At 38.3% G+C, this 13490-nt stretch carries 11 protein-coding genes; 4 read left to right on the top strand and 7 right to left on the bottom strand.

Going from position 1 to position 13490, the window contains the following annotated elements; all coding sequences use genetic code 11:
- Window positions 1–69 precede the first annotated feature (69 nt).
- Window positions 70–501, top strand: a complete 432-nt coding sequence (locus ACYVFA_RS23490; RefSeq protein WP_460474310.1) for an SRPBCC family protein — start codon at window positions 70–72, stop codon at window positions 499–501.
- Window positions 502–734: 233 nt separating this feature from the next.
- On the opposite strand, the gene ACYVFA_RS23485 is transcribed toward ACYVFA_RS23490, so the two are convergent.
- The 6 genes from ACYVFA_RS23485 to ACYVFA_RS23460 all read right to left on the bottom strand — a co-directional run bounded on the left by ACYVFA_RS23485 (window position 735) and on the right by ACYVFA_RS23460 (window position 9640).
- Window positions 735–920 carry a hypothetical protein gene (locus ACYVFA_RS23485; RefSeq protein WP_460474309.1) on the bottom strand — a complete coding sequence of 62 codons (186 nt, stop codon included), beginning with the start codon at window positions 918–920 and terminating at the stop codon, window positions 735–737.
- A gap of 204 nt (window positions 921–1124) precedes the next feature.
- Window positions 1125–1520, bottom strand: a complete 396-nt coding sequence (locus tag ACYVFA_RS23480) for a hypothetical protein (protein WP_460474308.1) — start codon at window positions 1518–1520, stop codon at window positions 1125–1127.
- A 184-nt stretch (window positions 1521–1704) separates the two neighbouring features.
- Window positions 1705–4140: a TonB-dependent receptor gene (locus tag ACYVFA_RS23475; protein WP_460474307.1), complete on the bottom strand. Its 2436-nt coding sequence runs from the start codon at window positions 4138–4140 to the stop codon at window positions 1705–1707.
- Window positions 4141–4413: 273 nt separating this feature from the next.
- Window positions 4414–7623, bottom strand: a complete 3210-nt coding sequence (locus ACYVFA_RS23470; RefSeq protein WP_460474306.1) for a S41 family peptidase — start codon at window positions 7621–7623, stop codon at window positions 4414–4416.
- Between the two features lie 229 nt (window positions 7624–7852).
- Complete coding sequence (locus tag ACYVFA_RS23465) at window positions 7853–9064, bottom strand: porin family protein (RefSeq protein WP_460474305.1); 1212 nt, start codon at window positions 9062–9064, stop codon at window positions 7853–7855.
- Between the two features lie 6 nt (window positions 9065–9070).
- Window positions 9071–9640 (bottom strand): RNA polymerase sigma factor, encoded by a 570-nt coding sequence (locus ACYVFA_RS23460; protein WP_460474304.1) that lies wholly within the window; start codon window positions 9638–9640, stop codon window positions 9071–9073.
- Between the two features lie 166 nt (window positions 9641–9806).
- Between ACYVFA_RS23460 and ACYVFA_RS23455 the strand changes: the two genes are divergently transcribed.
- From ACYVFA_RS23455 to ACYVFA_RS23445, 3 genes are read left to right on the top strand one after another with little or no spacing between them, the layout of a single operon-like run.
- The gene (locus tag ACYVFA_RS23455; protein ID WP_460474303.1) at window positions 9807–10235 is read left to right on the top strand and encodes a QcrA and Rieske domain-containing protein; all 429 of its coding nucleotides are present in this window, start codon (window positions 9807–9809) and stop codon (window positions 10233–10235) included.
- A gap of 14 nt (window positions 10236–10249) precedes the next feature.
- On the top strand, window positions 10250–11152 hold the full coding sequence (locus tag ACYVFA_RS23450; protein WP_460474302.1) for a DUF5777 family beta-barrel protein: 903 nt from the start codon (window positions 10250–10252) through the stop codon (window positions 11150–11152).
- The gene (locus ACYVFA_RS23445) at window positions 11149–11691 is read left to right on the top strand and encodes a YceI family protein (protein WP_460474301.1); all 543 of its coding nucleotides are present in this window, start codon (window positions 11149–11151) and stop codon (window positions 11689–11691) included. Before ACYVFA_RS23450 ends, ACYVFA_RS23445 begins: the two co-directional genes overlap by 4 nt.
- Window positions 11692–11758: 67 nt before the next feature.
- Here ACYVFA_RS23445 and ACYVFA_RS23440 read toward each other — a convergent pair.
- A partial coding sequence (locus ACYVFA_RS23440) for a 3-coathanger stack domain-containing protein (RefSeq protein ID WP_460474300.1) occupies window positions 11759–13490 on the bottom strand: 1732 nt, incomplete at its 5' end.

Below are 13490 nucleotides of genomic sequence, written 5' to 3'. Positions count from 1 at the left end.
GCCAAATTATTCTAAATCGATTATGAATTATAACAAATATAATTTTTAAACATGTTCTAATCACAAACAATGACTGACAGTTTTTCAACCAACATTACCATCAATACAACTCCCGCCAAAGTCTGGCAAACCTTAACTGATATTGAACTTATAATTCAATGGTTAGGAGACCCTGATATGAATTTAGAAGTGTCTACTAATTGGCAGGTGGATTCTCCTATCATTATCAAAGGTTTTCATCATGCACAGTTTGAAAATAAGGGACGCGTATTAGCCTTTGATGTAGAAAGAAAATTAAGTTATTCACATCTGGATTCAATATCAAAATTACCAGACATACCCGAAAGTTATTCAATACTTACATTTACTTTAGAGCCCACTGACACTCAAACAATCCTGGCGCTGACTATAGAAAATTTCCCGACAGAGAGTATTCGTAAACATCTGGAGTTTTATTGGCGAACAACACTGGTTACGATAAAGAATAAGGTGGAGGAATAAAGAAAACTCAAAACATTTTACCTTAATTTTAGTTTATCCATGTGTCGATATTAAGAAAATATTAATTTTTCTAATTCCTCCACACATCATAGAAAAAACTGGCTCTTATCTGCTAAAATCTCACACAAGGGCAAAAAAAAACCGACTCAATGCGGCCGGTTTTTGTCTCAATAAACTAAACTAAACTGTATAAAATTTTTATTCGTTTCTATAAACGATTATATTTTTTTGTCTTATCCCCAAGCAATATTGGTGGATTCTGACATTTTAAATTCGAATAATAAAATCCGGACTGGCAATGTTTCTATTTCATTTCTTTTAAAACTCATTTGCCCATTTGGCAAATTTCTGGCTTTACCGTATAAAATTTTGCCTGAAAATTCACTCCTATCTCTCGCCTCTTTATCTGGGTTTTGCAAACTGGTTTAAAACCCTCATTTTATTTCCTTTCCTGCTTCAAATAATCAAATCATAAGCCTACACGACTGAATCATTTTCGATTATCTATTCAACGCTTTCCGATTGCAAAGTAACTAAGTTTATCCTATACAATCCAAATACGCTATCAGTCTTCCTGACCATTTGTCCATTTTTGTCGCTTATTTGGACACAAATTGCTACACTTATCCCCTACCTGTTACAGAGTAATAAGACTTACAGCAACCATTCTTAATGGTAATTGATTTGGGAACATTCCCAAAATGTACTGAGGGCAACACATCAGCCGGATGACTGAAATTAAACGAGGTAGTAAGCGTTTGTCTATACGTGTGTGTGATTTCAGCACTATACGTTATTAACAACGGATTTACCTTTTGATATGTTGCAAAATGAACGAAAAAATTAAAAGATTTTAATTGAATGTTAATCTCAGATTTTAAATCGCTCTTAAAAGCGCGATTTAACACAGAAATTTGCAGAAAATCAGTATTTACTACTACTATGTCGCGCCCTTTAAGGAGACGAACATAGTTAGTCTGGGCACAGATTGTCCAGGTTGTAGTAAATAGCTTTTTCATATAATGCTTTTCATAATCAATAAGACAAAAATACTAATCTAGTGGGGTTATATAGTAACCCAATTTGGGTGATTGTGATGAACGGTAGGCGGAAGATTTGTTAAAATTTGTTAAAAAAAATCCTATCGCAATCGGATAGGATTTTAAAACTAACAAACTGTATGTAAGCCTCAAAATAGAGGGATTATCCGTTGGTCTGAATCCTGCGGTTTTCTTCTTCTGATCCTCCGTTTCTTCTACGCGCAGGGGCTACTGTTGTTTTACCAAAACGATAGTTGAATGCTATCGTAACTACTCTGCTATCCAGGCGACGACGTAGCGTCATATCCATGTTCTGGTATTTTACAATCATATTATTTCTTTGGGTTAAGAATGGGTCGCTTACACTGAGTTTCAGCGTGCCTTTGCGTTGCCAGAGTTGTTTTTGTACGCCTAAGGCAACCTGTGCCTGTGTAAGTATCTTGAATGTTCCAAACAGGAATGGCGATTGATAATAACCTGTCAACTCGGCATTCCAGCTTTTACCAATGGTGAATGTATTGGTGGTATTGAAGAAGTAAGTGGTTAACTTTTGGTTAAACTCGCCATTCAAGAATTTCCCCCAATACATGTTATTGTAATTTTCAAAATAGAGATTACCACTCCACCATTTGGTATATTTCACCGGAATTGAGATATTGTAACCAATGGTTTCAAGGTTATTGAGGTTTTGTTGCGACTGCGCAGCTACTTTAGTAACATCATTCTGAATCAATACTGTAGAGATAATATCTCTGGTACGACTATGGTAAAAGGTAATGTTGTACTGCTGCTTAAAGGTATAAGCCAGTTCGGAGTTAAAAGTAAACTGCGGTTGTAATTGCGGGTTTCCTTCACGATAGACATAGATGTCTAAGAAAAACTTAAACGGATTCAAATCCTGATAGTTGGGGCGTTGGATACGCCGACCAACATTCAGGCTTAACTCGTTGTTTCTGTTGATTTCCTGCCGGATGAAAACCGTTGGGAATAACTGAAAATATTTGCGGCTAAAAGTTGCATTAGTTGATAATTGTTTGCCATCGGCGATGGTCTGCTCTCCACGAAGCCCTAACTGAATACCCGTTTTTTTAAACTTGGTATTAAAATTCACATATCCGGCGTTGATATTCTCGTGGTAAATAAAATGATTGGTACGAGTAACATCCACAATTTCTTCCCCATCCTGCACCAGATAGTATTGTGCATTACCATCATTACTTACAAAGCTGCTTTTTGCCCCTATCTCAAACTTAGTTTCTTTGCCCAATGGATGCACATAATCAAGTTTGATGGTCTTTATATCAATATTAGAAGGTAAATCGCCTCTCAGGATATAAGGTGGCGGTAAAGTTTGCCCCGGCAGGTAGGTGGTTTCGGTAGTAGAATTTTGTATTACCTGCTGATTGTAGCTGGCATAATCAAAATCGGCTGTTAACTCTTTACCGGTGCTGTCAAAAGTATGTTTCAGGTTCAGATTCAGAGTGTAATTTTTCCAACGGTCACGGTTCGAATTATTCGTCACATTACTACTGGTAATTACACCATTCGGGTCTTTGAAATCGCTTGGGGTACTGGCTTTTACTAATATGTTATTTAATACACCATTGATATTGGCTCCTATTGTGGTTTTTCGACTTAAAAAATAATCGGCACCAATTTTTATATTCTGCGAACTGAAATGTGGCACTTGCGTAGGTCTTTGCGTTAAAGTGGAAACACTACCATCAGCACCAAAAAACTTCCGGTTGATGACGGTACTGTTCTCTCCTCCCCTGTTTACCTGTGTCAGATTACCGAAAAGATTCCATTTTTTATCACGGTAATTGAGATTCAAGCCTGCATTTTGTTTAAAACGTAAGCCTTGTCCAACGCTTAGGTTGAAACTCCCGTTCATACCCAATCTTTTATCTCGTTTCATACGGATATTGATAATACCCGCATTGCCTGTCGCATCATATTTAGCTGATGGATTGGTTATCAATTCTATTTTCTCAATCTGATTGGCAGCCATTCCCCGAAGCATATTGGCTAAATCAGTAGTTGAAAGATTCGTAGGTTTCCCGTCGATTAATATCAAAACACCTTGTTTACCTTTCAAAGACACATTACCATCGGCGTCTACGGTTACACCCGGTGCTTTTTCTAATACTTCAATTACACTATTACCTGCCGAGGTGATGCTATTCTCTACATTTAGCACAATTTTGTCAATTTCACGCTCTATGAAAGGTTTATTGGAACGAACGGTTACTTCGCCCAAAGCCTTGGCATCGGTCATTAGCTCAATGGTTAAAAGTTTCACGTTTTTATTATCAACACTCAAACCAAAAGTCGGAGATTTGAATTTCTGGTAACCCACTTGCGAAACTTTTACATAATAGCGTCCTTCAGCAATGTTATCAAAGCCAAAATTGCCTAGTTGGTCAGTAATAGCAGCCTTAACAAGCGTTGAATCTTTTTCGCGGTGAAGTGTAACGTTGGCAAATTCCACGAGTTTCTTTGAATCGTCATTTACTTGCCCCTCAACTTTGCCTGATAAGGTTTGGGCATAGATGGGCATAGTAATGCTTAGCAGATAAGCGGTAAATAGCTTTTTCATAATAATGCTTTTTCATATTCAGTAGAGCAAAATTAGAAAGCTATTGCTTGAATGATTTACCCCATATTGGGGGATTTAAATGCCCCTAGCCGCTAAAGGGGGATAAAAAATAAAATACACGCCATAGGCCTACCGTACCTAACTCTTAAAGGGGGACTAAAACAAAAACACCTTTCAAAGTGAAATTTGAAAGGTGTTTTGATATTTAACAATTGAAGAATTTCAGCTGCAATTATGTTCTTCATTCCCCTTTAGGGGCTAGAGGTGGTGTTTTTATTTTTTTAACTCCTTTAACAATTCATCTACCGCCGCTTTCAATTGGTCGTCTGTGCCTTTAGCTAACCAGTCAGGTTGGTTTTCCACGATAATATCTGGTATAGCAGGTCCTAGTTCCTGATTTTTGTCGGTTGCTTTGGTAAACCAGCCACGACCGGGCAGACGAACAAACGAACCATCCATTAAAGATTTACCACCTGTTGAAATTACGGAGCCGTTGGTTGGTACACCTACCAGTTTACCAACACCTAAAGTTTTATAAGCATGAGAGAAAATTTCGGCATTTGAATAACTACCTTCATTACAAAGCGCAATTGATGGTTTTGTCCATGCGGCATATACCAGACGTTCACCAATTGGGTAATAGCTTTTGAATTTCAACTTATCTTTTTCTAAATCTTCGCTTGCTCCTCTAGGGATAGTATAAGCATGTTGTTTGTAGTTCAGAATTGTCATTAAATAGTCGGTAGTTGAACCACCACCATTGTAACGTACATCAATCACTAAGCCTTCTTTGCCAAAACCTGCGGCCGTAAATTCTCTTTCTACTACCTCAAAGCTAGGAAAATCCATACTTTTAATATGAATATAACCTAAACGACCATTTGAGTATTTTTCTACCAGTTTTTTACGATTTTCAACCCATTCTTCATATAAACTATTAGTAATGCTGGCTGTCAGGCGAATCACCACTTCTCTTGATTTACCATCTGCGCCACGTACATTGAGCAATACTCTCTCGTTTACTAACCCATTCAGTAAATCATAGAAATTATCATTATCGCTTAGTGTTTGTCCGTTTACTGCCGTAATTACATCCCCTTCATTCAGTTTGCTTTTTTCTTTGTCGGCAGGTGTACCCGGCACTACGTGCATAATTTTAACACCACCACTCACAGGTGATAATTCAGTACCTAAAAGTCCGGTTGCTTCTTTTTGGGTATCAACGCGGTCGGTCACTGTCATACCCATGTGGCTAGAGTTTAGCTCACCTAGTAAAAGATTGAACATGTCTCTGAAATCGTTGCTGGTACTAGCATTAATTGCTCTTTCTTTGTATTTATCATGCAGTTTTGCCCAATCATTGCCGTGGAATTTAGGGTCGTAGAAACCATCTCGAATGGTACGCCATGCTTCTTCAAATACTTGTGTGCGCTCAGCATTATAATCGATTTTCATCTTAGCCGTGTAAGGCAAAGATTCCGTCGCATTTGATTTCATATCAATTCTGCCCAAAGCACCCATACGTGTATAATACAAATACTTGCCTTCTCTATCCATTGTTACGTTAGATGGATTAGCGCCGCCTTTGGTGATTTCTTTCAGGTCTTTGCCATCCCATTTAACACTGTATAAATCTCTACCTTTAGCTACACTGGTAGAAGTTGTATAATAGAAAGTCTCGCCATCTTTAGAAATCACTAAATCACTTTCGTCTCCAGGGAAACTGGTTACCTGCACGATGCGCTCATGTATTTTATCAAAATCGATTTTAACTGATTTTGGCGTTTTTTTATCAGCTCCTTTTGCCGGAGCGGCAGGCTCAGGCGCAGGAGCATCTCTGTCTTGCCAGTCTTGCGTTTCTTTTTCCCAGTCTTCTTTTTTCAACCATACAAACCAGACATCATTACTACGCCCAGTACTACGGCCAGAAATGAAACCTAATTTAGAACCGTCAGCACTCCAGAATGGGCGACTATCGGTACGTGGATGCATGGATACATTCACTGGTTTGGTTGAATTATCAGCTGCCTGAATAAAAATTTCCTGATTGAAATATAAATCGCTTACTGCATAAGCTAACCATTTGCTATCAGGGCTCCATGCAATGCCATTCGGGCTATCCCAGCTATCGTTCAATACTTTTTCATTCGATAATTTACCATCAGGACTTATTTCAGCTACCACAAATGTTCCTCTGCCACGTACATACGCAATTTTCTTGTTATCGGGTGATACTACCAGATTGGTTTCATCACCTGCCGTTTTGGTAATTTGAATCAACCCGTGCTTCATCGATTTGAATACATTGCGTTGCGTAGTATCTATCGAACGAACCATATAAATATCGAAATTTCCATTGGCTCTGTCGCTCGTAAATAATAAAGTAGAATCGTTCAACCAGGTTGGCTCAACGTCTCTGAAGGCATGGTCTGAAACATTGATGCTTCTTGTTTTTTCCTTATCTGCTTCTTTTAAAAATATCTCCCCTCTTATAGAAAAAGCCATTAGTTTGCCATTAGGAGAAACGGCATAGTCGCTGGCACCTGTACTTAAAGTTTTTTGTTCGGTTGCATCCAGACGGTCATCGGCACTAATCACTACATTCAGTTTTTGAGCTGAACCTTTATCTGTTTTCATTGTATAAAGATTCATATCTTTCTCAAAAACAATGGAATTTCCGTCGCCCGATATGCTGAATGCCCGGATAGATTCATCTTTATAATTAGTCAGTTTTTCTGGTGTACCACTTGTTTTTCCATTCGCATCTAATTTCAGACGATAGATATTATAGGCGCCAGATTCGCTACTTAAGAAGTATAAAGTATTATTGCTTCCCCATTGCGGAGTGACATCATTGGTTTCAAAACCCGGTAATTGTTGGTAGGTTTTGTTTTTGGTATCGTAAATCCAGATATCACGGTCTGAACTTCCTTTGTATGCCTGACGGGCTACGGGATTAATATCTCCACGTACAAATGCTAAGAAACGACCATCAGGAGAAAGGACAGGATCGAAACCTACGGCATCTAAAATTCTTGATTCGGTACCGCCTTTTGGATTGATAGCATAGACTTCATTAGGGCGTTCGATTTGTCTGAACTCACGATTGGTGGAGAATAAAATTTTATCAGGCTGTGTCCAGCTTGAAATATTATCCGCACCTGAATGGAAAGTCAGGCGTTTCGGCATACTTCCTTCTGCTGACATCACAAAGATGTCGTTATTACCAAATCTGGCTCCTGAAAAAGCAATTTGCTTGCCATCAGGACTAAAAACAGGATTTGATTCGTAGGCCTCATGAATGGTCAAACGAGAGGCTTTACCGCCTGAGCTTGGGACTGTCCAGATATCTCCCTGAAACGAAAAGGCTACTAGTGACCCATCTTTATTGATGGCAGGTTGACGAAGCAACAAGGGGTTTTGTGCTTGCAGACAGAAGGCAGTTAAAAAGGTAATTGTTGAGGTTAAGAGAGTTTTTTTCATTACTAATGAATAGCTTGTTGATTTACCTTTAAATGTACAATAAAATCGTGTCTAGCACCCACAAATCAGATGATTTGGGTGTAAATGGAGATAAAACAGTAAAGGTATGGTAAAATTTTTACCAAAAATCAGCCAGTCTTAGAAATAAAGGGCACTTGAAAATTTCAAAAATTCACTATTATAAGGCGTAAGCTTCTGTATTATCTATAAAATCTTCCGAGATAAATACTTACTTATCTTTTTTAAGATTTATCAAAACCGAGCCATTCACTCTGAAATTACTCTTTGGGCTTAAAAAATCGGTTTCTCTATAATGATAAATATAGATAGGCATTAACTGAAAAGCATATCTTTTTACTTTATATTGTAGACCTGTGCCTAAAGACAAATTATTCCAGACTCCTTTTTTCTGTTCAGTATTAAAAGATGAATAATATTCATTTCCATCAATATGGCTTTCGAATTTTACATTCTGATATAGTCGTAAATCTATATTTGTACCTAAAGAAAACTTCATATCCAGTTTCTGATTCAAAGGCAAATAATAGTTAATGTTAAAAGGAATTGTAAGTAGCGAAGCTTTAATATGAATATCTTCCAGCTGTTCATATCTTGGAGGAAGATGTGCCTGGTAAATATCTGTAAAATCCTGCCGGGTTTTCATATTAAAGTTTTTGGCGTTATGGTAATCTGATTCAGGGTGATTGAATATTGATACCCCCGTCGAAAAACTAAGACTTTTACCTAAAAACAACTCGAAAGTTGGTCCTAAGTCAACTGTCTGGTTAAACCCATATCCCACATTAATTCCTAGCCTAGTATCTATACTTGGCCATTTAAATTTCTTTTTAGGCTGGTTCGATATGTTTGTTTTTTCAGGAATTTTCAAGTCCTTAATCTTGCTTATACTATCCTTATCTGATAAATTTTCAGCTTTAACTTCTTTTGTTTCTTCCTTCAATACCAGTGCGTCATTAGACAATGAGGATTCTTCCTCCTTCTTCTGAACAGGTAATATTTGCGATTCTGTCGGTCTTTCAGTTATAGTAGAAGTTGTAGGCACAATTTGTTGTTTTTGCCTTAACGCAATTTGTGGCTTCTCTTTTACTTGCTGAACTACATATATTGTTTTGTTGATATAAATAGTATCTCTGTGTACAATGGTTTGTACTTGTGTATCTTGTTTTATTTGTTGAATAGTAGAAATCTTCTCATTCAATAACTGGAACTGTTTTTCGTAATTAAATTTATCTTTCAGATTAACTAACAGCAGAACCGTTGCCATTGTTGAATATAAAGGCAAGCCATATTTTCGCCAGAAATCAAAATACCAAGGTACATATATTTTCTTTCGTATGTTATCCCACACATTAGAACTGACAGGCCGCTGAACAGACTCCAGTTTTTCTTTAATTTTTTTATCAAATAGCTCGTTTGCCATAAAGCTTTAAATTTTTGATTGTCTCGACAAATACGCAGTAATCCATTCCTGCAATTTTGCACGGGCTTTTGCAAGATTCGCCCGAACGGCACTTTCTGTTACACTCAGAAGCGAAGCTATTTCGGTATGGGAGTAACCATCTATCACCGAAAGCGAAAAGACTGCACGATATACTGGTGTTAGTTTCTGCACAAACTCCATTATTTCTTCTACTGTCAATAGTTCCAGATATTTCTCATCGTTTTCTACTTCTTCTGCATAGCTTAAATCTGTAAATTCTACGCGTGCATGATGCTTACGGAAATAATCTATGGCCGCATTCACCATAATCGTTCTGAACCAGGCATCAAATACCTGTTTCGAATCATAACGGCTGATACTGTTAAAAACCTTGATAAATCCGTCGCTAACCATTTCTTCAGCCTCTTCTTCATTGGAAGCGTATCGCAGGCATATATTTTTAGCGTAATTGGCATAATTATCAAATAACTCTTTCTGCGCCAATGACTTTCCTGCTATACACCCTTCAATGGTTTTAACCAAATCAAATTGCTTATTTCTTCTTTTAAAAAACACTTCTAATAGGTTAGCTATATAAAAAAGGATGTTTGCTTATACCTACGAAGGTAATCGCTAAAATGCTTCCTCAATCAATATATCAGATTAAAAAACTTTAATCTCCTTCAGGAAGCAAAGCAAAAATTACTGCGTAGATAAATTTAAACACTTAAACATTATTCTAATGAAACTGCAAGAAAAAATCGATCGTAACAAATTTCTAAAACAATTAGGCTTTACAGGAGCAGCCCTTTTCGCGATTTACACTACTGAGAGCTGCAAAAATGAAGCAGCAGGAGTTACTCCTATTCCATCGACCGGACTTACGCTCGACTTAACCGATGCTTCTTATACTAATCTGAAAAAAGAAGGTGGGTATATTATCAAAAGTGGAATAGTGGTAGCCCGATACAATGGTAATTATATTGCTGCTACACTCACCTGTAGCCATGAAGGCCGACAACAGATTACTTTTCAGAATAATGAATGGTATTGTACTGCACATGGAGCTCGATATGATGTTACCGGCAAAGGTCTCAATAGCGATGGAAGAGGCGGATTGACTATTTATAAGACTTCGCTTTCAGGAAATACACTTACCATTACTGCTTAAACTTAACTGCTTCTATGAAAAAAATAATCTGGGTTGCTTTTTTAGGAATCATATCGCTTACTGCTGCCGGTCAGGATTTACTAAGTGAATTAGATAAAACCGTAAAACCAAAGAAAAATTATTCGATGGCTACATTCAAATCGACTCGCATTATCAATGGACATTCTGTTGAAACGGTAGCCAAAAATCATCTGGATTTAAGAATATCTCACCGTTTTGGAATGCTAAATGAAGGCGCTTATAATTTCTTCGGACTGGATGCCGCTACCATGCGCTTAGGCTTAGAGTATGGATTGACTGATGATCTGATGATTGGTATAGGACGTAGTACGAGTCAGAAAACTTTCGACTACTTTGCTAAGTATAAATTACTTAAACAATCGTCAGGTCCGGGAGGTATGCCCATAAGTATTACGGTTCTTGCCTCGGCGGATGCGATTTCGTTAAGTACCAGTCCTCAACTTACATTTTATAGTAATAGTGAGCGATTTACTTATGTAGGTCAATTATTGGTTGCACGTAAGTTTAACGAGCGGTTGTCGCTTCAAATCAGTCCTACTTATCTTCACAGTAATAGAGTGGAGGCAAGTAGTGTGCCGAACGACGTGGTAGCCATAGGTATTGGCGGAAGAGTAAAAATCAGTAAGCGTACATCGTTCAATGCTGAATATTTTTATCGTTTGCCTTTGAATTTTCAGTCGGGCAATATACAAAACTCTCCTTATTACAATTCTCTTTCTTTAGGATTTGATATTGAAACAGGGGGGCACGTCTTCCAATTACATTTCACCAATTCTTTGGGGATGATTGAACGACAATTTATTACTCTGACAGATGGACAATGGAGTAAAGGAGATATACATTATGGATTTAACCTTTCAAGAACATTCAGTTTTGATAAAAAAAGAAAAATATGAAAAAAGGATTTTTAATAGTATCGCTCAGCTTTATAGCCATAACAGTTTTCGGACAAAATCAATGGATTTGTCGTAAAGGAGAGACGAGTTTCTTTTCCGAAACGCCGCTCGAAAATATTGCTGCTGTCAATAAAAACGTAGTTTCTATCATTGACTTTACAAAGGGAGAAATTGCCGTAAAGATGACGATGACCGATTTTAAGTTTCAGAATCATCTGATGGAAGAGCATTTCAATGAAAACTATATGGAGTCGGAAAAATACCCGACTGCTACTTTTGTCGGCAAGTTTCAGGAACCCATTGATATTTCAAAGAATGGTACTTATGATGTTTCAGCCAAAGGGTCTCTAACTATGCACGGTATAAACAAAGAAAGGATTCTAAAAGGCAAATTGACAATAAACAATGAAGAAATCACTTTGCAGTCAAATTTTGATGTAGCCTTAAAAGACCATAAAATTGAAGTACCGACACTGGTAGTCACTAAAATTGCAGAAGTAATAGCAATAAAAGATAAATTGGTATATACAAAAAAATAATAGCAGTTCAAATAAAACAAAAGCTCCTCCTAAGATAGGAAGAGCTTTGTAACTTATTATCTAGTAATCAATTATTACAACCTTGAATTTGTGCTTTGAAAACACTTCCTTCTTTTGATTCGAAGCCAGGATTCAGTATGATAGACTTTCCTGCATTGTAAGTGACATTTGCCGGGGAAGTAATTTTGTTTTCTGCACTTATTTGCATTGATGCCTGCTCTGTTCTTGTTCCGCTGGCAATATCAGCTATCAGGCATTTAGTTGCCGGAGTAACAGATAAGTATTGCATAGTCGGGTTACTGGCTACTACCTGATTTGAAGATGCTACACGTATCAGGTATTCTCCGGTAGGTGATAGGTTTTGAGGCAACTGGCAAGTAATTGTTCCTGCAGTTGAGGAGGTTCCTATCAGAATCGGGTTTGTGAATCCTCCGGTTGTATCTGACAATTGGATATTAAATGTATTGCTTGAATCGAATGAGCCTGTGGTAGCAAAAGTCACATCAACCCTACTACCTGCGCAAAGACGATTATTCGGAATAGTTGGTGCATTGATAACTGCCATAGTACCTACTACAGTAAAAGTTGTGACTACTGGTCCGTAAACTGTGCCTCCTACCCTATTATCTTCTGCATAACCTATTACTGTTAGGGTATATGTTCCGGGTATAAAATTACGTCCATATACATTTAAGGCCAGATTATCAAAAACTGCATATGGTTGTACATTTTGTAAGATTGTCCAGTTAATTTCAGGCCCTGTGATGGTCAAATCCAAGCTTCCGATTGTGGTAATCGGACAAATCGGGTTGGCGATAATTGATACCTGGTCGGGAATCTGTTGAATGACCATTCCCTCTTTCAATGAGAACATGGACTGATAAGGGTCTCCGGCTTTTACATATTGCAAGTCAACTACTTGCACACAAGGATCAACTCCACTCACTACTACATTAGTTGTAGCTGTGGAAGTACAAATACCTGAAACAACTGTCAGAGTGTAGGTGCCCCCATTAGCCACCAAAGCACCCGAAATAGTCGGATTCTGTGTTGTACTATTGAAAGAGGCCGGGCCGATCCATCTATAAGTTCCGTTACCTATACCATTAAGTTCGATAGTTTGACCAACACTGTAAGGGCCTGTATTAGTGGCACTTGATGTAAAGCTAAGGTTTTGAGTTACAATTGTAGTTGCTGTGGCGGTACAGCCATTGCTCCCGGTTACTGTTACCGTATAAGTACCCGGAATGGTGATGGTCGCTGTCGCATTCGTCCCTAATCCATTTGACCATAAATAAGTTCCTCCGCCACTGGCTTGCCTAGTGACACTGGTTGTGGTACAACTTAGGTTGGTCGTGCCGGTGATACTTGCACTTGGTGGCGTTGTGCTCTGCGTGACACTTGTCGTTGCAGTGGCGGTACAGCCATTTGTGCCTGTCACTGTTACCGTATAAGTACCCGGAATGGTGATGGTCGCTGTCGCATTCGTCCCTAATCCATTTGACCATAAATAAGTCCCTCCGCCACTGGCTTGTCTTGTGACACTTGTGGTTGTACAACTTAGGTTGGTCGTGCCGGTGATACTTGCACTTGGTGGGGTGGTGCTTTGGGTCACACTTGTCGTTGCTGTGGCAGTACAGCCATTTGTGCCCGTTACCGTTACTGTATAAGTGCCTGGACTTGTGATAGTTGCTGTGGCATTCGTCCCTAAACTATTGGACCATAGGTAGGTTCCTCCGCCACTGGCTTGCCTTGTGACACTCGTGGTTGTACAACTTAGGTTGGTCGTGCCGGTGATA

Source organism: Emticicia fontis (assembly GCF_054779675.1).
Note: the sequence above shows the minus strand (reverse complement) of the source record. Positions and strands in the feature narration are given on the sequence as shown.

What these genes read in the sequence shown, in the direction of transcription:
- ACYVFA_RS23490 (WP_460474310.1), top strand. Translation starts at nt 70, where the DNA reads ATGACTGACAGTTTTTCAACCAACATTACCATCAATACAACTCCCGCC.
- ACYVFA_RS23480 (WP_460474308.1), bottom strand. Translation starts at nt 1,520, where the DNA reads ATGAAAAAGCTATTTACTACAACCTGGACAATCTGTGCCCAGACTAAC.
- ACYVFA_RS23475 (WP_460474307.1), bottom strand. Translation starts at nt 4,140, where the DNA reads ATGAAAAAGCTATTTACCGCTTATCTGCTAAGCATTACTATGCCCATC.
- ACYVFA_RS23470 (WP_460474306.1), bottom strand. Translation starts at nt 7,623, where the DNA reads ATGAAAAAAACTCTCTTAACCTCAACAATTACCTTTTTAACTGCCTTC.
- ACYVFA_RS23465 (WP_460474305.1), bottom strand. Translation starts at nt 9,064, where the DNA reads ATGGCAAACGAGCTATTTGATAAAAAAATTAAAGAAAAACTGGAGTCT.
- ACYVFA_RS23455 (WP_460474303.1), top strand. Translation starts at nt 9,807, where the DNA reads ATGAAACTGCAAGAAAAAATCGATCGTAACAAATTTCTAAAACAATTA.
- ACYVFA_RS23450 (WP_460474302.1), top strand. Translation starts at nt 10,250, where the DNA reads ATGAAAAAAATAATCTGGGTTGCTTTTTTAGGAATCATATCGCTTACT.
- ACYVFA_RS23445 (WP_460474301.1), top strand. Translation starts at nt 11,149, where the DNA reads ATGAAAAAAGGATTTTTAATAGTATCGCTCAGCTTTATAGCCATAACA.